This is a genomic window from Thalassospira sp. Z349TD_5 (assembly GCF_056173045.1).
Genome location: NZ_CM149654.1, coordinates 3,495,109 through 3,519,070, shown reverse-complemented (window position 1 = coordinate 3,519,070; position 23,962 = coordinate 3,495,109). Strand labels below are relative to the sequence as shown.

The window sequence follows — 23,962 nt, the reverse complement described above, 5'->3', positions numbered from 1 at the left end:
CTCTTGCCAGTAACATGGCAAAGTGCACCACGTTTGAAAATCGATAGTCATGATTTTCATTGATCCAATGTCTGTTTTTTATCATGCGTAGTTTGTCATAATTCGGAGTTATTGAATTGATTTTAATGCAAAGCTACTAATGTGCGATTTTTAATGTAGCAACTAAACTATTGCTTGTGCGTTCTGTGGAGCCTCAATATTCTCTTCATAAGGGTGTTAATTCCACATTGCACGTATAGATTAAGGATTAAATGTTCTTATTTGTGCCGTGCTGAAATCAGGGGCTCAAATGCAAGACGATCATGTCGAAACCATAGCAAACCACACCGCCGTGATTCTGGCTTCGGAACTTTTATCCAACGATGGTGGTCCGGTAACTATCAGCTCGGTTCAGAATGCGGAGCACGGGACGGTATCGCTTGATGTTGATGGCAATGTGGTGTTCACGCCGGATGCGGATTACTACGGCCCGGCAGTGTTCAGCTATACGATAGATGACGGTACGGGTGAGACAAGCACATCGACGGTGACGATTGACGTCAAAGCAACGCTTGATGACAGTCATCTGATCAGCGGTGCTGGTGGAACACTCGCAGATCCGGACAGATGGGATGCAGCGCAGTTACATAACGGCGGTCATGTGACGGTCTGGAACGAGGGCGCTTACACTTATCTGACGCTTACGAAGGCGGACGGGACGACGCAGCGGAATCGTTATGTGATGCCGAACTCTGCGGGTCATGTAACGGAGGTGAAGGTTGAGGGGCTTGCCGGTGGTGGCTTTGTGGTCTTTGAGAGCTCATCGGCTTATTCGCCGCAGAGGACTGGTTTTGTTGTTTACAACGCGTCTGGCAATGCCATTGGGCAACGCCAACTGGTGACAACTGAGAGTCGCCAACAAGGGGCGCCCGAGATTATCGCACTTCAGGATGGCGGTTTTGTCCTGCTGTTTAAGTACCAGATGTCAGGGGGGTCTTCTGATGACACCTTTGGCCAGCGCTATGACGCATCGGGTGATGTGATTGGCGAGCGTTTTGAGATCAGTGGTGCGGTGTCTGGCACCGATACGATGGCCAATGGTGTCGAGCTCACCGATGGTCGTCTTGTTATCTTCTCGGTTAACCATAGTGGTCTACCAGAGACAACAACGCTTCAGGTCTTTAGTTCACATGGGGTGAAGCTTGGTGACAGCGTTGTCGCCATGCAGGGGCCTGGTAATGAAGCGAACTTCGAGCCGACCTCGATGCTTCTGGCCGATGGGCGGGTTGCGGTCACGATCGGGACGACGCTTCAGGTTTACAGCATTGATACGAATAATGTTGTGACGCTTGATGCGACAGTTGACATTGATGCGGCGAACACGACGGCCGGGGATGTGACGTTCTCTGATGTTGTTGCGCTTGCGGATGGGGGAACGTTTGTTGCCTTTACGCGGCGTGTGCCGGGTGGCTTTGCGAAGATTTACGGTCAACGGTATGACGCAGCGGGTAACCCTGTGAATGGCGAGGTTGACTTTGAAGGTCTTGCCTATGGTGCGGAGCTGAATGTGCGTCTTGAGCCATCTTCTGATGGCGGTGTGTATCTGTATTACAGCAATGAGAATGCGTCTGGGACAAACGATCTTTACCGGATCCATGTTGATGGCGGTGTTACGGGTCAGACGATTGCCGATGCGCAGTATCAGGATGTTGCGGCGGCTTATGCGGATGCGGTGTCGATTGTCGCGAACCGTTCGACGGTCATTCTGGCCTCAGAGCTTCTGGCCAATGATGAAGATCCGGATGGAGATGTTGTCAACATCAGCTCGGTTCAGAATGCCGAGCACGGGACGGTATCGCTTGATGTTGATGGCAATGTGGTGTTCACGCCGGATGCGGATTACTACGGCCCGGCAGTGTTCAGCTATACGATAGATGACGGTACGGGTGAGACAAGCACATCGACGGTGACGATTGACGTCAAAGCAACGCTTGATGACAGTCATCTGATCAGCGGTGCTGGTGGAACACTCGCAGATCCGGACAGATGGGATGCAGCGCAGTTACATAACGGCGGTCATGTGACGGTCTGGAACGAGGGCGCTTACACTTATCTGACGCTTACGAAGGCGGACGGGACGACGCAGCGGAATCGTTATGTGATGCCGAACTCTGCGGGTCATGTAACGGAGGTGAAGGTTGAGGGGCTTGCCGGTGGTGGCTTTGTGGTCTTTGAGAGCTCATCGGCTTATTCGCCGCAGAGGACTGGTTTTGTTGTTTACAACGCGTCTGGCAATGCCATTGGGCAACGCCAACTGGTGACAACTGAGAGTCGCCAACAAGGGGCGCCCGAGATTATCGCACTTCAGGATGGCGGTTTTGTCCTGCTGTTTAAGTACCAGATGTCAGGGGGGTCTTCTGATGACACCTTTGGCCAGCGCTATGACGCATCGGGTGATGTGATTGGCGAGCGTTTTGAGATCAGTGGTGCGGTGTCTGGCACCGATACGATGGCCAATGGTGTCGAGCTCACCGATGGTCGTCTTGTTATCTTCTCGGTTAACCATAGTGGTCTACCAGAGACAACAACGCTTCAGGTCTTTAGTTCACATGGGGTGAAGCTTGGTGACAGCGTTGTCGCCATGCAGGGGCCTGGTAATGAAGCGAACTTCGAGCCGACCTCGATGCTTCTGGCCGATGGGCGGGTTGCGGTCACGATCGGGACGACGCTTCAGGTTTACAGCATTGATACGAATAATGTTGTGACGCTTGATGCGACAGTTGACATTGATGCGGCGAACACGACGGCCGGGGATGTGACGTTCTCTGATGTTGTTGCGCTTGCGGATGGGGGAACGTTTGTTGCCTTTACGCGGCGTGTGCCGGGTGGCTTTGCGAAGATTTACGGTCAACGGTATGACGCAGCGGGTAACCCTGTGAATGGCGAGGTCGACTTTGAAGGTCTTGCCTATGGTGCGGAGCTGAATGTGCGTCTTGAGCCATCTTCTGATGGCGGTGTGTATCTGTATTACAGCAATGAGAATGCGTCTGGGACAAACGATCTTTACCGGATCCATGTTGATGGCGGTGTTACGGGTCAGACGATTGCCGATGCGCAGTATCAGGATGTTGCGGCGGCTTATGCGGATGCGGTGTCGATTGTCGCGAACCGTTCGACGGTCATTCTGGCCTCAGAGCTTCTGGCCAATGATGAAGATCCGGATGGAGATGTTGTCAACATCAGCTCGGTTCAGAATGCCGAGCACGGGACGGTATCGCTTGATGTTGATGGCAATGTGGTGTTCACGCCGGATGCGGATTACTACGGCCCGGCAGTGTTCAGCTATACGATAGATGACGGTACGGGTGAGACAAGCACATCGACGGTGACGATTGACGTCAAAGCAACGCTTGATGACAGTCATCTGATCAGCGGTGCTGGTGGAACACTCGCAGATCCGGACAGATGGGATGCAGCGCAGTTACATAACGGCGGTCATGTGACGGTCTGGAACGAGGGCGCTTACACTTATCTGACGCTTACGAAGGCGGACGGGACGACGCAGCGGAATCGTTATGTGATGCCGAACTCTGCGGGTCATGTAACGGAGGTGAAGGTTGAGGGGCTTGCCGGTGGTGGCTTTGTGGTCTTTGAGAGCTCATCGGCTTATTCACCGCAGAGGACGGGGTTTGTTGTTTATAACGCGTCTGGCAATGCCATTGGGCAACGCCAACTGGTGACAACTGAGAGTCGCCAACAAGGGGCGCCCGAGATTATCGCACTTCAGGATGGCGGTTTTGTCCTGCTGTTTAAGTACCAGATGTCAGGGGGGTCTTCTGATGACACCTTTGGCCAGCGCTATGACGCATCGGGTGATGTGATTGGCGAGCGTTTTGAGATCAGTGGTGCGGTGTCTGGCACCGATACGATGGCCAATGGTGTCGAGCTCACCGATGGTCGTCTTGTTATCTTCTCGGTTAACCATAGTGGTCTACCAGAGACAACAACGCTTCAGGTCTTTAGTTCACATGGGGTGAAGCTTGGTGACAGCGTTGTCGCCATGCAGGGGCCTGGTAATGAAGCGAACTTCGAGCCGACCTCGATGCTTCTGGCCGATGGGCGGGTTGCGGTCACGATCGGGACGACGCTTCAGGTTTACAGCATTGATACGAATAATGTTGTGACGCTTGATGCGACAGTTGACATTGATGCGGCGAACACGACGGCCGGGGATGTGACATTCTCTGATGTTGTTGCGCTTGCGGATGGGGGAACGTTTGTTGCCTTTACGCGGCGTGTGCCGGGTGGCTTTGCGAAGATTTACGGTCAACGGTATGACGCAGCGGGTAACCCTGTGAATGGCGAGGTCGACTTTGAAGGTCTTGCCTATGGTGCGGAGCTGAATGTGCGTCTTGAGCCATCTTCTGATGGCGGTGTGTATCTGTATTACAGCAATGAGAATGCGTCTGGGACAAACGATCTTTACCGGATCCATGTTGATGGCGGTGTTACGGGTCAGACGATTGCCGATGCGCAGTATCAGGATGTTGCGGCGGCTTATGCGGATGCGGTGTCGATTGTCGCGAACCGTTCGACGGTCATTCTGGCCTCAGAGCTTCTGGCCAATGATGAAGATCCGGATGGAGATGTTGTCAACATCAGCTCGGTTCAGAATGCCGAGCACGGGACGGTATCGCTTGATGTTGATGGCAATGTGGTGTTCACGCCGGATGCGGATTACTACGGCCCGGCAGTGTTCAGCTATACGATAGATGACGGTACGGGTGAGACAAGCACATCGACGGTGACGATTGACGTCAAAGCAACGCTTGATGACAGTCATCTGATCAGCGGTGCTGGTGGAACACTCGCAGATCCGGACAGATGGGATGCAGCGCAGTTACATAACGGCGGTCATGTGACGGTCTGGAACGAGGGCGCTTACACTTATCTGACGCTTACGAAGGCGGACGGGACGACGCAGCGGAATCGTTATGTGATGCCGAACTCTGCGGGTCATGTAACGGAGGTGAAGGTTGAGGGGCTTGCCGGTGGTGGCTTTGTGGTCTTTGAGAGCTCATCGGCTTATTCACCGCAGAGGACGGGGTTTGTTGTTTATAACGCGTCTGGCAATGCCATTGGGCAACGCCAACTGGTGACAACTGAGAGTCGCCAACAAGGGGCGCCCGAGATTATCGCACTTCAGGATGGCGGTTTTGTCCTGCTGTTTAAGTACCAGATGTCAGGGGGGTCTTCTGATGACACCTTTGGCCAGCGCTATGACGCATCGGGTGATGTGATTGGCGAGCGTTTTGAGATCAGTGGTGCGGTGTCTGGCACCGATACGATGGCCAATGGTGTCGAGCTCACCGATGGTCGTCTTGTTATCTTCTCGGTTAACCATAGTGGTCTACCAGAGACAACAACGCTTCAGGTCTTTAGTTCACATGGGGTGAAGCTTGGTGACAGCGTTGTCGCCATGCAGGGGCCTGGTAATGAAGCGAACTTCGAGCCGACCTCGATGCTTCTGGCCGATGGGCGGGTTGCGGTCACGATCGGGACGACGCTTCAGGTTTACAGCATTGATACGAATAATGTTGTGACGCTTGATGCGACAGTTGACATTGATGCGGCGAACACGACGGCCGGGGATGTGACATTCTCTGATGTTGTTGCGCTTGCGGATGGGGGAACGTTTGTTGCCTTTACGCGGCGTGTGCCGGGTGGCTTTGCGAAGATTTACGGTCAACGGTATGACGCAGCGGGTAACCCTGTGAATGGCGAGGTCGACTTTGAAGGTCTTGCCTATGGTGCGGAGCTGAATGTGCGTCTTGAGCCATCTTCTGATGGCGGTGTGTATCTGTATTACAGCAATGAGAATGCGTCTGGGACAAACGATCTTTACCGGATCCATGTTGATGGCGGTGTTACGGGTCAGACGATTGCCGATGCGCAGTATCAGGATGTTGCGGCGGCTTATGCGGATGCGGTGTCGATTGTCGCGAACCGTTCGACGGTCATTCTGGCCTCAGAGCTTCTGGCCAATGATGAAGATCCGGATGGAGATGTTGTCAACATCAGCTCGGTTCAGAATGCCGAGCACGGGACGGTATCGCTTGATGTTGATGGCAATGTGGTGTTCACGCCGGATGCGGATTACTACGGCCCGGCAGTGTTCAGCTATACGATAGATGACGGTACGGGTGAGACAAGCACATCGACGGTGACGATTGACGTCAAAGCAACGCTTGATGACAGTCATCTGATCAGCGGTGCTGGTGGAACACTCGCAGATCCGGACAGATGGGATGCAGCGCAGTTACATAACGGCGGTCATGTGACGGTCTGGAACGAGGGCGCTTACACTTATCTGACGCTTACGAAGGCGGACGGGACGACGCAGCGGAATCGTTATGTGATGCCGAACTCTGCGGGTCATGTAACGGAGGTGAAGGTTGAGGGGCTTGCCGGTGGTGGCTTTGTGGTCTTTGAGAGCTCATCGGCTTATTCACCGCAGAGGACGGGGTTTGTTGTTTATAACGCGTCTGGCAATGCCATTGGGCAACGCCAACTGGTGACAACTGAGAGTCGCCAACAAGGGGCGCCCGAGATTATCGCACTTCAGGATGGCGGATTTGTGCTGCTGTTTAAATATCAGATGCCATTCGGTTCTTCTGATGACACCTTTGGTCAGCGCTATGACGCATCTGGCGATGCCATTGGAGAGCGTTTCGAGATCAGTGGTGCGGCGTCTGGTGCAGATATGATGCCCGATGGTGTTGAGCTTTCTGATGGTCGTTTAGTTATTTTCTCGGTCAACCAGAATGTGCAGCCGTATACGACCAGCCTTCAGGTGTTTAGTTCGCACGGTGTCAAGCTTGGTGACAGTGTTGTCGCCATGGAGGACGCTGGGGTTGCAAAGCTTGAGCCGACCTCGATGTTGCTTGCCGATGGACGTGTTGCAGTAACCATCGGGACGACACTTCAGGTTTATAGCATTGATGTTGACAATGTTGTGACGCTTGATACGACGGTTGATATCGATGCGGCAAACACGACGGCCGGGGATGTGACATTCTCTGATGTTGTTGCGCTTGCGGATGGCGGCACGTTTGTTGCCTTTACACGGCTTGCGCCGGGTGGCTTTGCGAAGATTTACGGTCAACGCTATGACGCAGCGGGTAATCCTGTGAATGGTGAGGTTGACTTTGAAGGCCTTGCCTATGGTGCGGAGCTGAATGTGCGTCTTGAACCATCTTCTGATGGCGGTGTGTATCTGTATTACAGCAACAAGAATGCCGCGGGGACGAACGATCTTTATCGGATCCATGTTGATGGCGGTGTCACCGGGCAGACGATTGCCGATGCCCAGTATCAGGATTTCACGCCTGAGTTTGGCGGTATCGGTAACGATGTGATTGTTGGTAGTGCCTTGGCTGATGTTCTTGCAGGTAATGCAGGTGATGATGTGCTGAGTGGTGGCTCTGGCGATGACGTAATTTCGGGTGGAAGCGGAGCGGATACGTTTGTGTTCGGTCGTGGCGCTGACAACGACATAATCTCTGACGCGGAATCAAGTGACCAAGTTTCACTTCAATCAGGCATAGAGACTGAGGATGTCTGGTTGTTCCAAGATGGAGACGATCTGGTGATCCAGTTACTAGGGTCGGAAGATAGTTTGACGGTTGCAGACTGGTATGGCTCAAGCCCACACCAAGTTAGCGAAATTGATGTTGCCGGTAGCACTCTATCTGCCAGCAATGTTCAGTCACTTGTCGATGCGATGTCTGTGTTCGGGATTGGTGATGTTAGCGCCGATACAATCGACCACAACAGCACCGATTTCCAAAACGTGCAGACAGTAATTGCCGCGAATTGGCAAAGTAGTTAGGCCGATTTCCTGGAGCAGAACGTCGTAATGCGTTCTGCTCCAGATAGACCTTGATACCTATTTTGAAGCTTTTGAGGATTTTCTGGGCCAGATAGTCAAAACCTTGTGCCCGGTTAAATGTTCGGATGTTCTAATTTGATCAATCTCTAATTGCAGTTTTAAACTGGACGATTATTAATACCCTTTCGTGCGCAGATGCAGGGGCTTCTGCGCCAAAGGTGGGGAAGTCTTTTGCAAGACGAAAACGGGGACAGCAGACCAGAGGATGATGGACCCAAGGATAGCGGTCTGTTGGCACTGGTCACGATTTTAAGATTCTTTAATCTGCCTGCGGATGCAGAGCAGATCCGCCATCAGTTTGGCAAGCCCGGCGCGGTTTTTGTACTGGATGACCTGCAACTGGCAGCAAAGAGGCTTAAACTAAAATCCCGGATTGTACAATCGGGCTGGGACAGGCTTGCTAAAACCAACCTCCCTGCCATTGCCGAGATTAAAAATGGGACCTTCGTCATTGTTGCCAAGTTCGATGCCGAACAAGGTAAAGTCCTTGTGCAGGACCCTATTGCAGGCCGTGCTGTGGCAGTTGACAAAGCTTCCTTTGAAGAAAAATGGACGGGACGTTTGTTACTGGCCACCCGCCGGGCGGCCATTCTGGGGCAGGGTGGCAAGTTTGACATTTCCTGGTTTGTCGCCGCCCTGTCCAAATACCGCCGCATCTTTATCGAAGTCCTGATTGCGTCGTTTTTCCTGCAGCTTTTTGCGCTGATTTCCCCGCTGTTTTTCCAGGTCGTGATTGATAAGGTTCTGGTCCATCGCGGGCTGACGACACTTGACGTTCTTGTGTTCGGCTTGCTTGTGGTGTCGGTGTTTGAAGTCCTGTTGGGAACCCTTCGAACATATATCTTTTCGCACACTACCAACCGGGTCGATGTCGAGCTTGGTGCACGCCTGTTTCGCCATCTGATGTCGCTGCCGATGGGATATTTTCAGGCGCGTCAGGTCGGGCAAAGTGTAGCACGCGTGCGTGAGCTTGAAAGTATCCGAAATTTCATCACCGGATCGGCACTGACCCTTGTGATTGATCTGTTCTTTACGGTCGTTTTCTTTGCGGTGATGTGGCACTTCAGCCCGCTTTTAACCATGATCGTTCTCGGCTCCATCCCGTTCTTCGTCATTCTGGCCTTTGTGGTCACCCCGATCCTGCGCAAGCGTCTGGATGAGAAGTTTCAGCGTGGGGCCGAAAATCAGGCCTTTCTCGTCGAGAGTGTCACAGGGGTCGAGACGCTTAAGGCGCTCGCGGTCGAGCCGCAAATGCAACGTCGCTGGGAAGAACAACTGGCGGGCTATGTCCATTCAAGCTTCAAAACCGCTAACCTTGGCAATGTGGCCGGGCAACTGACCCAACTGATTTCAAAAATCACCACGGTGCTGACATTGTATTTTGGTGCGACGGCGGTTGTTGGCGGCGATATGACGGTCGGCCAGCTTGTGGCGTTTAATATGCTGGCAGGCCGCGTGACCGGACCAATCCTGAGACTGGCGCAGCTTTGGAATGATTTCCAGCAAGCCCGCATTTCAATTGATCGCCTTGGCGATATCCTTAATTCCCCGACCGAGCCAACCTATAACCCGAACCGATCAACCCTTGATAACATCAAGGGTGATATCAGGTTTGATTTGGTGACGTTCCGCTATCGCCCCGATGGACCAGAAATCCTGCGTCGGGTGGATTTATCCATCAAGGCAGGCGAGGTTGTCGGTATTGTCGGGCCAAGTGGTTCGGGCAAGAGTACCCTGACCAAGCTTGTCCAGCGTATGTATGTGCCCGAAAGCGGCCGTGTACTGATTGACGGGATTGATCTTTCGATGGTCGATACCGCGTGGCTACGCCGTCAGGTCGGCGTGGTTCTGCAGGAAAACATCCTGTTTAACCGATCACTTCGTGAAAACATCGCACTTGCCGATCCTGGGATGCCGATGGAACGGGTGATCGAGGCCGCAAAACTCGCCGGTGCGCATGAATTCATCCTGTCACTGTCTGATGGCTATGACACCAAAATTGGTGAACGCGGTTCGAACCTTTCGGGTGGGCAACGTCAACGCATCGCGATTGCCAGGGCACTTGTGAACAACCCGCGCATCCTGATCTTTGACGAGGCCACCAGTGCGTTGGATTACGAATCTGAAAAGATTATTCAGGAAAACATGCGCCGGATTTGCAAGGGCCGCACGGTTCTGATCATCGCCCACCGACTGGCGGCTGTGCGTGATGCGGACCGCATCATCACGGTTGAAGCAGGTCAGGTCATCGAAGACGGCACGCATGATGAACTCCTTCGTCAGGGTGGCCGATACGCCATGCTTTATCAATTACAGGCAGGGACGGTAAACGATGTCGCTGCGCAGTAAGTTTGATCAGGTCTACACCGGCGTTCGGGAAGGTGTCGGTGCGTTAAAAGCCAGATTGTTGGAACGCTTTCCGGGGCTGAATTCAAATTCAGAACAGGCAAAGTCAAAACGATCTGCAGAAGAACGTGCGTTTCTTCCTGCCGCAATCGAAATTATGGAAACCCCGGCCAATCCCATCGGTCGGATGATCGCATTGTCGCTTGCAGGGTTCTTTACCATCGCGCTTGGCTGGGCTGTTATTGGCGAAGTTGATGTCATGGCGGTTGCCCAAGGCCGTCTTGTGCCAAATGGAGGGGTGAAACAGATCCAGCCACTTGAAATCGGCATCGTGCGTGCGATCCATGTCCGCGATGGTCAGCATGTCACGGCAGGTGATTTGCTTATCGAGCTTGATCCGACAGAAAGCGAAGCGGATAAAGGCCAACTTTTACATGAACGCGATGCATCTGCCCTTGATATCGCCCGTCTTCGGGCCTTCCTTGATGGAATGGATAAAAGCGACGTGCCCGCCCTTGTCGGGCACGCGGCACTGAATAACGAAATTCTTGCGACAGCAGAGCAAAAACTGCGCAGTGATTTGACGGCCTTCTTTGCCAAATTGGCGACCAAGGATGCAGAGGCAGCAAAGCTTCGGGCAGAGCGTGCCTCAATCAATGCCGAAATCGCCAAAAGCCGGGAATTGCTCCCGCTTCTGGTGGAGCGCGAAGGATCGCTATCCAGCCTCGTTTCGGACGGGATTAGCACCAAGCCGGTTTGGCTTGAAGTCAAGCAGCAGCTTATCGAAACCACAAGCAATCTTGAGATTTACCGCAATCGGATTGAAGAAGCGGATGCCTCGATCACGGCAGCCGAAAAAGACCGCGAAAACCTGATTGCACAAACCAAACAGCAAACCCTCGAAGAACTTCTGGATGCCCGTAATAAGTTCGAAACCGCGGTGATTACCCTGCGCAAAGCAGAAAGCCGCGAAGACCGCCATCAATTGCGTGCCCCCGTCAGCGGCACGATCCAGCAGCTTACCGTCCATACCGTACGCGGTGTTGTGTCACCTGCCGAGATCCTGATGGTGGTTGTGCCTGATGATGTTGAACTTGAGGTTGTTGCCAAGGTGCAAAACAAGGATGCGGGATTTGTCAGTGCTGGGCAAGATGCGGTAATCAAGATCGATAGCTTTCCCTTTACCCGCTACGGCAAGATCGACGGCAAGATCAAAAGCATTTCCCGTGATGCGATTCAGGATGAGGACCTTGGTCTTGTCTATGAGGTTCGTGCAACTTTGTCATCATCTGAAATATTTGCGGATGGCCGTATGGTCAAGCTGACACCGGGCATGACCGCGTCAGTGGAAGTAAAGACCGGGAAGAGGCGGATTGTCGAATTTCTCTTGTCGCCTGTAATGAAATACGGGGATGAGGCGCTTAGAGAACGATAATACTGTTCTTGTGAGGTCGCTTGGAACCAAGAGAATCCTCGAATTCGGAAAATGTCATCATTTCTGTCAATTCTGCAGATTTTTGTCACTTTATGTGTCAATCCGTGCCAACTTTTCTGGCAGTCGGAAATGCTAAGTGATTGATTTCGATGAATGTCGGATGTCACTTTTTGTGGCACGTGACAACAAATAATCATATTATATGATTATTTGTCCCTGGAGACCATTCCCCGCCGATCAAACGACCTGTTTGTCATAATTCGGGGGCATGTCGCGATGTTTCCGCTTTGCTGGCGCACTCATTAGATGTGGACCCTCAATAGGTTGTCCCGGTTTATTCCGAGGCGACTGATAGGTGTCAGGTCTTTTATCCCACCGTGAGGTCTGTGCCAATTATAGAGATGAACCCAAAGATGAAGGTCTTTTGCGCGTTGATCCGATGACTGGTAGGGCCGGGCATAGGCCCATTCACGCAAAGCCGTCTGAATGAAGCGTTCAGCCTTTCCGTTTGTTTGAGGGGTATAGGGTTTTGTCCGCAGGTGTTTGATCCCGAGCTGTTTGCAGGCTTTTGCGAAGGCCATTGATGTATAACAGGGTCCGTTATCGGTCATGATCCCTGTCACCCTGACACCGAGGCTTTGATAATAGGCGACGGCGGCCTTGAGATGAGCGATGGCACTATCGGCCTTTTCATCGGGATGGATCTGGCAAAACGACAGGCGTGAATGATCGTCGATGGCGACATGGACATATTCCCAGCCATAGCCACCCTGCTTGCGTGAGCGTGGGTTCGACTGACCGGTGCGCTCCCCCGTAACGCGGTGACCGGGCTGCTCGAAGCGCCCGAGTTTCTTGATGTCGAGATGGATGATTTCGCCGGGGCTTTCGCGTTCGTAACGATGTATCGGCTCGGCAGGGGCAAGGTCTTTGAGGCGGGATAGTCCTGCGCGTTTCAGGACACGGCTCACGGTTGCTGGTGAGACATTGGTTTCCCGGGCGATATGCTTACCAGTCCAGCGACGTCGGCGCAGGGCGATGATACGGTCGATGGTCTCAGGTACTGTCGGGTTGTGCAGTTTCCTGGGGCGTGAGGAGCGGTCCTGTAACCCTGCCAGGCCTTCAAGCTGGATAGCGCGTCCGCCACTTGCGCGCGGTGCGCGGGCACACCCCTGCGAGTGCTACCGCACTCTCCGGGCTGTGCCCGCCCTTCATCAGACGGACCAAACGTTCTCGACCTATCGGTGTTAAACGGGCATTCTTGTGCATGTTCATTCGGGCTGGCCTCCAAGGATGGTTGAAGCTTGGTAACTCCAGTCTCCTCGGTCTGGCCCGAATGGACAACCTGTTGAAAGTTCACAATTAGAGGCCTGCATCAACGCATATCTGCTTTGCTCACATTTTGCATTGACATATCGGTAAATTTCGATATATTCGGGGGTATGGAAACGCTCGAAATATTCAAAGCCCTTTCAAACCGTACGCGCCTTGAAATCTTAAAAGGTTTGAAGGACCCTGCGAACAGCTTCCCTCCGCAGGACGAAGGCGACGTGCATACGGTGGGCGTCTGCGTCAGCAGCATCCAGGAAGGTGTTGGACTGTCGCAGTCAACCGTGTCTGATTATCTTGCAACCCTGCAACGCGTGGGATTGGTCGAAGTCAGACGCATCGGGCAATGGACTTACTACAAACGGAATGAAGCAGCCATCAGCGCACTTGCTGATATTATCAGGAAAGAACTGTAGTTTTTTCCCACATTATATCGAAAAATCTCGATATCTCTTTTTATCGAAACGAGGAACCAAAAATGAAAGCCCAAACAATGAAAGCCCAGATCCTGAAATCATTCGGCGGCTCGGAATCGTTCGAACTTTCCGACGTTGCCAAGCCAGTTCCCCACGCAGGACAAGTTCTGGTTCGCGTCCATGCAACCTCCATCAATCCGCTGGATTATCAGGTCCGGCGCGGCGACTATCCCGATTATGTGCCCTTGCCCGCCATTACCGGGCATGATGTTTCCGGCGTTGTCGAAGAAGTCGGCCCCGGCGTGACGGCCTTCGCACCAGGAGACGAGGTTTGGTACACCCCGCAAATATTTGACGGGGACGGAAGCTATGCCGAATACCACGTCGCATCCGAAAACATCATCGGCAGGAAACCTGCGTCGCTAACCCATCTTGAGGCCGCAACCCTGACACTCGTGGGCGGTACTGCATGGGAAGCCCTGATCGGACGTGTCGCCTTAAGAGTGGGCGAAAGCGTCCTGATCCATGGTGGTGCTGGCGGCGTCGGTCATGTGGCGATCCAAATCGCCAAAGCCATCGGTGCCAAGGTCTTCACAACCGCGCGCGAAGAACAGTTTGAGTTTGTACGAAACATTGGTGCGGACGTAGTCATCGACTACGAAAAAGAGGATTATGTTGACGTCATCATGCGCGAAACCGGCGGACATGGCGTGGATGTTATCTTCGACACCATTGGCGGCGACACATTGTCGCGCAGCCCCGATGCCCTCGCCCAGCTTGGCCGCGTTGTCTCGATTGTCAACATTGCAAAGCCACAGAACCTCATTGAGGCTTGGGGAAAGAACGCAAGTTTCCACTTCGTTTTCACACGCCAGAATCGCGGAAAACTTGATGAACTGAGCACATTGATCGAACGCGGTCAGCTGCGCCCGCATGTTGGCGCTGTCTATTCGCTGGCCGAAATCCCTCTCGCCCATGCACGGCTGGAATCCCGCAACAACGGTCTCCTTGGCAAAATCGCGATTGCAGTTGACCCGTCAGCTCATCCGGACAGTGTCGATTCTTAACCGTTGAACTTACTTTAAAGGTGCAACCATGATTTATGAGATCGCTCAGCTGCCCGTTGACAAGCAGCATACTGAAACGTTCCGACAAGCATTCGACGAAGTCGTTCCGTTGCTTCGTCGCGCAGAGGGTTACCAAGGTCACCTTCTGGCGCAAGGGATCGAAACACCCGACCTGTTCCATCTGATCGTGCGATGGCGCTCACTCGAGGATCACACACCTGGCTTTGAGGCGAGTGAAGACCATCAGACGTTCATGACGGGTCTGGAGCAATACTTCTCGGAAGAACCGCAAGTCTATCATATTGAAGGCGAAGCACTTGCCGCTAGCGACCATGGTGACTTGAGCAATAATGCTGCCGGAATCTCAAAGGGTTTGTGGCCATAAAAAATCGGGTGGCTGTTGGATTTTCTGACAGCCACCCGTTTTCTGAACGTAAATTCCATTGTCACATCAGTTGGCAACGAACTTCAAAAGGTCGGCGTTAAGTACATCCGCATTGACGGTCAACATTCCATGTGAAAACCTAGGATAAGTTTTCAAGGAACCGTTCGGGAGCAGTTTAACGGCTTTCAAGGCTGAGGCCGCGATCGGAACAATCTGATCGTCCTCACCATGCAGCACCAAAGTTGGTACGTTAATGGCTTTGAGGTCGTCGGTCAGGTCTGTTTCCGAAAACGCCTTGATACCATCATAATGTGCTTTGGCACTGCCCATCATGCCTTGACGCCACCAGTTTTGGATCACGCCTTCGCTCGCAACCGTACCTTCGCGATTGAATCCAAAGAACGGACCGGATGGAATATCACGGAAGAACTGAGCACGGTTGCTCGCCAGGGCTGCCCGGAATCCATCGAAAACTTCCATTGGCGTGCCTTCGGGATTGTCCGCAGTCTTCAACATCAGCGGCGTGATGGCAGCAACAAGAACAGCTTTGGCAACCCGACCTGCCGGTTCTCCATGTCGTGCTACATAGCGGGCAACTTCGCCCCCACCTGTGGAGTGGCCGATATGAACCGCGTTTCGCAAATCAAGTGCTTTGACGACAGCGAATGCATCTGCTGCGTAATGGTCAATATCGTGGCTTTCGGAAACCTGTTCGGATCGGCCGTGTCCACGGCGGTCATGTGCCACGACGCGATATCCCTTCGACAGGAAGAAGATCATCTGGGCATCCCAGTCATCCGCACTGAGTGGCCAACCATGGTGAAATACGATGGGCTGGGCGTCTTTTGGGCCCCAGTCCTTGTAGAAAATCTGTACGCCATCCTCAGTCGTGATGTAGCCCATGGTGTCTTCTCCTGTTGGAAGATGTTGAACGGTGGGGGGCGCAGCATGCGAAGTGCCCAACGGAATGGCTAAACTTGCGGCGAAAGCTGTTGCAGAAATAAGTGCATCTCGTCGATTTAACGTGAGCTTGGGGGCGTGAGTTGGCATGAAGTAACTCCCGGAGTAATTCAAAAGCTGAAAAGCAGACGGCTAGGGGGCTTGGCTTTTGTAAGCTGGTATAAGTATACCTGACCGTCTAATAGCCGTTTGTGATGACTGCTTCAGAGATCCAGAACGCGAACCACAATGGCTCAAAATCAAGTTTCGTTTCACGTGCGAAAAGCAGGCGCGTGATCATGCGTTATTTTCCGGAAGCTCTATAAAACATTGATATCACTTGACCCTAAGGGGCGGTAGTCGGGCTTGATGGAAAGCTGTGTCGCAGAAAACGCAACAGCATGTCTCGCAACTTAACCGGTGTGAACAGGTTCAATTGTCAGGAACGAGAAGCCCGAGCCGGGGCTCGGGCTTCGCATCCGAGGCAATCGCGAGCGACGTTTGTTAATTAAGATGGCCTATTGGCGAAACCGCAGGGGTGGCTGCATCATTTTACGCGCGCATCCAGGCACTGATGCGTTCTGCCAGCATGATAACGGTCGGATTGGTGGCAACCGAAGGTACATCGGGGAAGCTGGATGCATCCGCAACCCTCAGATTTCCAACACCGTTCACGCGTCCTTGATAGTCTGTCACCGCATGTGGGGAGTTGTGTCCCCCCATAGGGGCGGTTGAGGTTGGATGGTGATAGATATCAAGTGCCTTTGGCAATACGGCCATAAGATCGGCGGAGCTGGTGAGGGATACCCCTGGAACGAGTTCCTGAACAATAATATCGGAAAGCGGCCCCTGACGTGCGATCCGACGGATCATCTCGATACCTTCAACCATTTTCTGCCGATCCTCGACTTCACCGAGAATATTGAGCGCGATACGAGGTGATGTCGTCGCCTTGCGATCTCGCAAGGTCAGAGTACCGGTGGATTTCGGTCGGGTTAACGCCAATGCAAGCATAAAAATGGCACCGCTTGGCGAAGCGGCCGGGTCACCATAATGCACAGCACTTACATGGAAATCACCTTCTCCGGGGGCTGCCTTTGAAGACTGTGCCCAAAGAATGGCACCAACAGGCGGAACCGGAAGCCCAATACGTTCCGGTTTCGCCGCCCAGGTTGTGTAGAAGAACGGATGCTCCTGCAACCGTTGCCCTACCGGCAGATCGGCCACAACAGGAATATCCATTCCACGCAGGTTGTCAGCAGGGCCAACGCCTGATCGCAGCAGAATGGCCGGTGTTCCATAGGCACCTGCCGAAAGGACAATTTCACCACCGGCAAGGCGTTCTCCATTTTCGAGAATGATGGCTTCGGCGCGCCCTTTGATAATATCTACCCGGTCGACAAGCGCTTCGCTTCTGATGGTCAAATTCCTGCGCGCCCGAACAGCTTTGGACAAATACGTCATGCCGGTGTTAAGCCGCTGTCCCATACGATTGTTCATAGGATAGGGCCCGACACCTAAAGGCTGATCCCCGTTAAAATCATCGACTTTGGGGAAGCCCGCCATCTGGGCGGATTTTATAAAAGCACGCTGCATATCTGAAATTTCATCATCCTGCAGCTGATGGATTGGCCACGGACCAGAGCGACCGTGAAATTCATCGGCACCATTTACCGTGCGTTCACTCTTTTTATAAAATGGCAGGACGTCAGCAGCCGACCAATTGGGAAGCCCGGCTTTTGTCCAGCGGTCAAAGTCGGAGGCAGTTGCGCGCATTGCGACACCGGCATTCACCGCGGATGATCCGCCCAGAACCTTTCCACGGGGCACAGGGAAAGATACATCCCCCCATCCCGGTTCAGAGGTGAAACCCCAATCATGCTCGGGATCGCCACCAATGATGCTTTGCAGACGAACGGCGTCCGGATAACTTTCCGGCGCATACGACTTGCCAGCTTCGAGAAGCAGTACACGTCTGGACGCATCTTCGCTCAAACGGCTGGCCAAAACGGCTCCGGCCGATCCGCCTCCGACGATGATGACATCAAAAAATGATGACCCATCATTCGTTTTCGCAAAAGCACCGCTATAGGCAACAGCGGTCAGACCGGCACCGGATGTCCCGATGATGAAATCCCGCCGATTAATACCTGTTTTGTTTTGTGTATCACTCATGATATTGACCCTCGCCTCTCTTGATGTGGAAGCCGTGGGACATCGCAAAAGGCATGTCCCTATCGAATGACGGTTCTTATAGATTTCCGACATCGCAAAAATATTGTAAGTGGCGCTGGTATTGTAGAAGGCTGTCTGTCGCTTCATTCCAGACAATATGTCTTGAATTACTGCGTTCCTCTCTTAGGACAACAATTCGTCACGGGGGTCATGGTGCGGTCACCACGGCATTGACCGACCATTGTTGACTATGCGTACCCTAATCGGGATAGCGAATAGTCAACGAAATGCAGACACGGTAAGGCCTGACAAATGATCTAAATCTTGTCTGCCAAACATTGAGAGATGAAATTAACGAAAGCGCGTACACGCGCCACCTTAGTTCGCGATGACGGCCACACAACAGAAACAGTGCCTCGGTCGTCAGTAAATGCGTCGAGTATGGATATCAAGCGCCCGGCCTTGATATCCTCGGCAACGAGGTAACGCGGTGCCTGTACAATTCCAAGCCCGGCCAGCGCGGCTGAGGCGAGGGCGCCTCCATCATTGAGCACAATCCCTGGCTTGACGATCATCCTGCGATATTCGCCTTTAAATGCCCATTTCTCAGGGAGACCCGTTGTCGGGAAGCGATATAAAACACAGCAATGACGATCAAGGTCTGCGGGCGTCTGCGGCGTGCCATGTTTCGCAAAATAGCTGGGTGAAGCGCAGGTCGTGAAGGCGTGCGGCCCGATCCGACGGGCATGAAGATTGGAATCTTCAAGCTCTCCCAGACGAACCACCAGATCATATCCGCCTTCAATCAGGTCAACTTTCAGATCATCAAGGCTGATTTCCAGCGTCACATCCGGATAGTCGGCTGAGAATGTGCCAAGAGCGGGCAAAACAATGCTTCGCCCCATGACAGTTGGTACGCTGATCTTAAGCCGCCCCTGTGGCGTATTTTGTGCGCTGGATAACTCCAGTTCCGCTTCCTGCAGATCGCTGAGAATACGGGAAGCATATCGGTAAAGGATTTCCCCTTCGCCCGTGAGGGTGAGCGAACGTGTCGTTCGCGTTAGCAATTTGACGCCAAGCCGCTGCTCGAGCCGGTCAACCGCTTTACCAACCGCAGATGCGGATAGACCAAGCTTGCGCCCTGCCGCCGCAAAGCTTCCCAGCTCCAGCGTGACGGAAAAGGCCACAAGGCCGCTCAAAGATTCCAAAGAGGTTATTGCTGACATATTGTCCGCAATGATGAGACACGGAGCCCTCTTCCGTCAAGGTGGTTCTTCTTAGATAGTCGATGACGCACGATCTATGCCGCCAAGGAGGAAAATGATGAGAACCTCATTAGCTGCCCCCTCCGGTCTCAATAGATTTGCACCATCACAGGCATCCGTATTGGAGTTTCTTCAATGTATAGACAGCTTAACCATTCCCTTATGGTGCGGTTGAAAAAGACCACGCGGATCTGGCTCGCCGTCTATCCAACAGTGCTTGTTTTCTTAACGATATTTGGTGATGCGCTTAAAGAATTTCCGTTTCCTCTGGGAGTTCTCGTCTCGACACTTGTCGTCGTCATCATCGTATCGAATGTCACTGACCCCCTTGTCGGAAAGGTCTTTTGCCATTTGGGGCGCATGTTTCACAAACCCGGCCTTCAATCCAAAGCCGTCCCTATGATCAACAACACCGCGCCAGTTGAACGTTCTGTTCCATCAGACAATTGAAAGGGATAACTACAATGACGAACAACGATAACAAGGTCGCCATCAATGCCCCAGGCAAGTCTGGAATAGCTGTTCAGGCAACAGCATTCAACTGGATCAACGGTGTCCAGACAAATGACGGGGAATTGAAACCGTCCATTGATCCGGCCACTTACGATATCATCGGATACTACCCTGAAAACGGTATAGAAGCCGCGAAAGCCGGAGTTGCGGCTGCCTCGAAAGCTTTTAAACAAACAACCTGGGCGTATGATCACGAATTGCGGGCACATGTTCTAAATCAGCTTGCTGCGGCATTCGAGTGCAACCGTGATCGCCTTATAGAAATCCTGTCGCTTGAAAACGGCAAGGTGAAAGGTGAAGCGGCCTTCGAAGTCGATATGATCCCCAGCAAATTGCGTTATTCGGCGGCAACAGCGCTGATGGAAAGTGGCCGGGCGGTCACGCCGAAACCAGGAAGCCTGTCTGTGATTCTAAAACAGCCGATGGGTGTCGCTGGCATCATAGCACCCTGGAACTCTCCTGCGGTTCTGACCATTCGCTCTCTGGCGCCAGCACTCGCAGCCGGATGCACCGCAGTGATCAAACTTCCAGCACAAATCGCGCAGACGGCAAGTGTTATGGCAGAAATCATGGCCGAGGCCGAGGACCTCCCCAATGGTGTAATCAACCTCTTCTTTGAAAACGGTCCGGAAGGATCTGCGTATTTGGTTGAAAGCCCGGATGTTCCCGCGATTAGCTTTACAGGCAGCACCGGTACAGGCCGGGCCATCGGCGCAGTCGGTGCCAAACAGATGAAGCGTTTCGGTATGGAGCTTGGCGGTAAGACGCCGATGATTCTGTTCGACGATGCCGATATCGACTCCGCTTTGCCCGTGATTGAAAAGGCACTGACCGTCTTTTCCGGCCAGTTCTGCATGACCGGGTCACGTCTGCTTGTTCAGGATGGCATCTTTGAACGGGTCCGCGACACTCTTGCCCGGCAACTGGACGATGTGAAAGTAGGCCCGGCAAGTGACCCTTCAAGCGACATGGGGCCGCTGATTGATCGAGAAAATGTTCTGCGGGTAGATCAGGTGGTCAAAAATGCGATTGCTGAAGGTGCGCATGTTGTTGTGCGGGGCAGTCCTGTTTCCGTCGGGCCGCTTTCGAAAGGCGCGTTTTTCCGACCGGCTTTGCTGGAGATCACCGATAACAGCCTGTCGATCCTTCAGGAGGAGACATTTGGTCCTGTATTGACAATACAGCGATTTCGCGACGAGGCAGAGGCGATACAGCTCGCCAATGACAGCGAATTTGGTCTTGCCGCAAGCATCTGGACGCGTGACGTAGACCGATCCTTGAAGTTGGCCCAGGCACTTGAGGTGGGGACCGTATGGGTCAATGACTGGGCCAAAGTCTATGACAATACCGAGGAAGGCGGCTTCAAACAGTCTGGTCTCGGACGGCTCAACGGCCTCGCCGCCCTCGAAGACTTTATCGAATACAAGCATATCGCCTTGAAACACGGGCTTTATACGGGCTGATTACCTCTCAGTTCGGATAATGATATGACCAAAATCCTTGTTCTCTATGATTCAAGTTATGGCCATATCGAGACTATGGTGGCGGCCACCAACGGCGCATCGCTCTTCTGGTAATTGGCGAAATACATCTGAGTCGGCGTCAGGTCACCGCAGGCAGAGCGTCATGTATGATATGGGGGCATGCCCCCCATATCATCGCCATAAACATCAGAATTTTTAGTTTTATTCCTGCAAAGCAGCAGAAGCATCCAGTCTCATCCGGTACTTCGCCAAAATGCGGTCATACAGCCCACTTTGGCGAATCGTTTTCAGGCCTGTATTCAATTGTTCGAGAAGGATATCCGGCTTCTCCATTTTGCGCGAAATGCAGGAATAATAGGGATTTCTATCGATCACTTTGGTCTTGATCTTATTGGCATCGGGGACCCCGTCCTCATCACCATTGAGCAGGTAATAATCCATTGGGACACTGAAGGATAAGGCCGCATCAATGCGGTTTGATATCAAAAGATTGACCAGCATCTTTTCACTATTGGCGATCACAACGTCAAATTTATCATTCCGTGCAAATGCTTCCAGACTATACCCATTCACAACACCGATGGTCATTTTGGATGCATCTTCTTTGTCGATCAGGTCGAAAACGTGTTCACGTGTGCTGTAAAAGGCGATCTGGACATTTCCAAGTACATCAGAAAACAGGAAATCTGTGTCGCGTTCTTGCAGGTAGCTGCAAGAACATAGGCCATCAACATGCCCCGCACGGGCAAGAAAATAGGCCCGTTTCCAAGGATAGAACGGCGTTAGAAGTGTGATGTTGCGTGTGGCAAATGCGGCCCGCAAGATTTCAACGTCAAATCCGGGCATGATGTTGTTGTCAGCAATCATCGCGGCCGGGAATGGATTGCAGGCAAGGGTCACCGTTTGATGTTCATCGGCCGGTAAGTCCAATGAATTTTCGGCCATTGCCGCACCGATGAATGTGTTTATAAACGTCATCAATAATGCGGAAAAGATTGCTGTACTTTTTCCTGTCCAACTCGGACAGAAATGATCTTTTTTCTTTTGAAAAAATGGAATCATATCAATTAACGGCAATTAAATGATCGACCTTTGGCTTTGTGTCGCCTGAATGCAGGCGGTTGACCTTTTCCTGAATCTCGCGATCTGCGCCAGATACCCGTTTGTGATGACGCAAATGTTCGATCCATGAGCCTTCCGACCATGTTTCGACAAACAGGTCGTGATCAATGCTGTCGTGATGAAGCCCCCAGTGGTAGGCACCATGGCGCTGACGGGCCTTGCGCATTTCAGTCATGAGGCTCCGGAAACTCTCGAGATTTTCCGGAATGATCCGATAGGAAATTCTGATCATGACTGGACCGCGATCCTGTTCAATACTTTCAGACAGGATCGGTTCGGGCCAGTGCATTGAGGGGCTGAGATCAAGATCAGCCCCCTGGTTAAGGCGGATGCGCATGGTGAGCATCATCAGAATGATTGCACCTGCCCCGGCGGCCAGCAATGTTGTTTCGATCGAGAACGTCTCGGCAAGCCAGCCCCAAAACACACTGCCAACTGACATCGATCCGAAGAACAGCGTTAGAAAGACAGACAAACCCCGTGCCCGAACCCAATCAGGCAGGGCTGTTTGGACGGACACATTCAATGAAGATAAAACCGCAATCCATGACGTCCCCGCGATAAAGGAGGCGACGACCGCCACGATCGGGTTCTGCACCAAAGCGAAGCTTACCATCACAAGGGCGGTTCCAATCGTGCCAGCCATAACCGTTTTGTCTGCACCAAGTCGTGCCTTGATTCGTGGTAGAACAAATGCACCGGCAACAGCCCCGCTCCCGACACTGGCCAGCAGAATGCCATAAAGCTGCGCCCCGCCGTCAAGCACAGTACGTGCAACCAAAGGCAGCATTGCCCAATAGGCACTGGCAAACAAAAAGAATGCAACCGCGCGGATCAGGGTGGCAATCACCGGCGGGCTGTTAAAGACATAGCGCAAACCGGCACGCATGGCGCCGAGCATGCGCTCCCGCGGCATGATCTGTCGCGTCTCGGCGGGTTTCCAGCAGACAAGAACGACAAGAATACCAAGGAAACTCAGGGTATTGAGCGCAAAGGGAGAAACCAGACCAACACTGACAATCAAAAAACCGGCCAATGCCGGGCCAATTGCACGGCTGACATTAATGCCCATGGAATTCAGTGCAATCGCAGCTCCAAGACGGGGTTTATCAACCAGTCCTGGAACAATCGCCTGCCATGCAGGTGCCATCAACGCGGCACAGCTTCCCATCAAAAATGTAAACAGGATCAGGATAGTAGGCGTAACCAATTGCAGATAAACCATCGCCGATAGTCCTGCTGCCAACCCGGCCATGACAAGATTGACGGAAATCAGCAATTTTCTGCGATCCATCAAATCCGCGAGCGCACCGGCAAAGATTGCAAACAGGAATACAGGTAATGTGGTCGCAGCCTGAACCAGCGAGACAACCAGCGGAGAGGGAGACAGCTCTGTCATTAGCCAGCCTGCGCCGACATCGTGCATCCAGGTGCCGACATTTGATATGACGGTTGCCACCCACAAAAAAGCAAATGCCCGATGCCGGAACGGTGCCCATGGACCTGTGTCAACTGGTTTGGTCTCGTTCATTTTCGTGTTTCCTGATCTGAAGGTGGCA

The 23,962-nt window shown here is 52.8% G+C and carries 13 protein-coding genes and 1 pseudogene; 8 read left to right on the top strand and 6 right to left on the bottom strand.

Annotated features, from left to right (window positions below; all coding sequences use genetic code 11):
* Positions 1 to 289: 289 nt before the first annotated feature.
* The 3 genes from AC0VXT_RS16180 to AC0VXT_RS16170 all read left to right on the top strand — a co-directional run bounded on the left by AC0VXT_RS16180 (position 290) and on the right by AC0VXT_RS16170 (position 11,711).
* Positions 290 to 7,870: a cadherin-like domain-containing protein gene (locus AC0VXT_RS16180; protein ID WP_475546242.1), complete on the top strand. Its 7,581-nt coding sequence runs from the start codon at positions 290 to 292 to the stop codon at positions 7,868 to 7,870.
* Between the two features lie 231 nt (positions 7,871 to 8,101).
* A complete protein-coding gene (locus tag AC0VXT_RS16175; RefSeq protein ID WP_475546241.1) occupies positions 8,102 to 10,279 on the top strand; it encodes a type I secretion system permease/ATPase in 2,178 nt (725 codons plus the stop codon).
* On the top strand, positions 10,263 to 11,711 hold the full coding sequence (locus AC0VXT_RS16170) for an HlyD family type I secretion periplasmic adaptor subunit (RefSeq protein ID WP_475546240.1): 1,449 nt from the start codon (positions 10,263 to 10,265) through the stop codon (positions 11,709 to 11,711). Before AC0VXT_RS16175 ends, AC0VXT_RS16170 begins: the two co-directional genes overlap by 17 nt.
* Before the next feature lie 302 nt (positions 11,712 to 12,013).
* Here the strand turns inward: AC0VXT_RS16170 and AC0VXT_RS16165 are convergent.
* Positions 12,014 to 12,983 (bottom strand): annotated as a pseudogene (locus tag AC0VXT_RS16165) (IS481 family transposase).
* 167 nt (positions 12,984 to 13,150) lie between these two features.
* Between AC0VXT_RS16165 and AC0VXT_RS16160 the strand changes: the two are divergent.
* The 3 genes from AC0VXT_RS16160 to AC0VXT_RS16150 all read left to right on the top strand — a co-directional run bounded on the left by AC0VXT_RS16160 (position 13,151) and on the right by AC0VXT_RS16150 (position 14,905).
* Positions 13,151 to 13,453 carry an ArsR/SmtB family transcription factor gene (locus AC0VXT_RS16160; RefSeq protein WP_475546239.1) on the top strand — a complete coding sequence of 101 codons (303 nt, stop codon included), beginning with the start codon at positions 13,151 to 13,153 and terminating at the stop codon, positions 13,451 to 13,453.
* Between the two features lie 62 nt (positions 13,454 to 13,515).
* Positions 13,516 to 14,520 carry a zinc-dependent alcohol dehydrogenase family protein gene (locus AC0VXT_RS16155; protein ID WP_475546238.1) on the top strand — a complete coding sequence of 335 codons (1,005 nt, stop codon included), beginning with the start codon at positions 13,516 to 13,518 and terminating at the stop codon, positions 14,518 to 14,520.
* Positions 14,521 to 14,548: 28 nt separating this feature from the next.
* Positions 14,549 to 14,905: an antibiotic biosynthesis monooxygenase family protein gene (locus tag AC0VXT_RS16150; RefSeq protein ID WP_475546237.1), complete on the top strand. Its 357-nt coding sequence runs from the start codon at positions 14,549 to 14,551 to the stop codon at positions 14,903 to 14,905.
* 66 nt (positions 14,906 to 14,971) lie between these two features.
* Here AC0VXT_RS16150 and AC0VXT_RS16145 read toward each other — a convergent pair whose 3' ends face one another.
* The 3 genes from AC0VXT_RS16145 to AC0VXT_RS16135 all read right to left on the bottom strand — a co-directional run bounded on the left by AC0VXT_RS16145 (position 14,972) and on the right by AC0VXT_RS16135 (position 19,245).
* Complete coding sequence (locus AC0VXT_RS16145; protein ID WP_475546236.1) at positions 14,972 to 15,955, bottom strand: alpha/beta fold hydrolase; 984 nt, start codon at positions 15,953 to 15,955, stop codon at positions 14,972 to 14,974.
* 441 nt (positions 15,956 to 16,396) lie between these two features.
* Positions 16,397 to 18,019, bottom strand: a complete 1,623-nt coding sequence (locus AC0VXT_RS16140; RefSeq protein WP_475546235.1) for a GMC family oxidoreductase — start codon at positions 18,017 to 18,019, stop codon at positions 16,397 to 16,399.
* A gap of 317 nt (positions 18,020 to 18,336) precedes the next feature.
* Complete coding sequence (locus AC0VXT_RS16135; protein ID WP_475546234.1) at positions 18,337 to 19,245, bottom strand: LysR family transcriptional regulator; 909 nt, start codon at positions 19,243 to 19,245, stop codon at positions 18,337 to 18,339.
* A gap of 174 nt (positions 19,246 to 19,419) precedes the next feature.
* Between AC0VXT_RS16135 and AC0VXT_RS16130 the strand changes: the two genes are divergently transcribed.
* A complete protein-coding gene (locus AC0VXT_RS16130; protein ID WP_475546233.1) occupies positions 19,420 to 19,734 on the top strand; it encodes a hypothetical protein in 315 nt (104 codons plus the stop codon).
* Positions 19,735 to 19,748: 14 nt separating this feature from the next.
* On the top strand, positions 19,749 to 21,260 hold the full coding sequence (locus tag AC0VXT_RS16125; protein WP_475546232.1) for an aldehyde dehydrogenase family protein: 1,512 nt from the start codon (positions 19,749 to 19,751) through the stop codon (positions 21,258 to 21,260).
* A 222-nt stretch (positions 21,261 to 21,482) separates the two neighbouring features.
* Here the strand turns inward: AC0VXT_RS16125 and AC0VXT_RS16120 are convergent, their stop codons facing one another.
* Both AC0VXT_RS16120 and AC0VXT_RS16115 read right to left on the bottom strand, forming a co-directional pair.
* Positions 21,483 to 22,259: a substrate-binding periplasmic protein gene (locus tag AC0VXT_RS16120; RefSeq protein WP_475546231.1), complete on the bottom strand. Its 777-nt coding sequence runs from the start codon at positions 22,257 to 22,259 to the stop codon at positions 21,483 to 21,485.
* Positions 22,260 to 22,344: 85 nt separating this feature from the next.
* On the bottom strand, positions 22,345 to 23,934 hold the full coding sequence (locus AC0VXT_RS16115) for an MFS transporter (protein ID WP_475546230.1): 1,590 nt from the start codon (positions 23,932 to 23,934) through the stop codon (positions 22,345 to 22,347).
* Positions 23,935 to 23,962 lie beyond the last annotated feature (28 nt).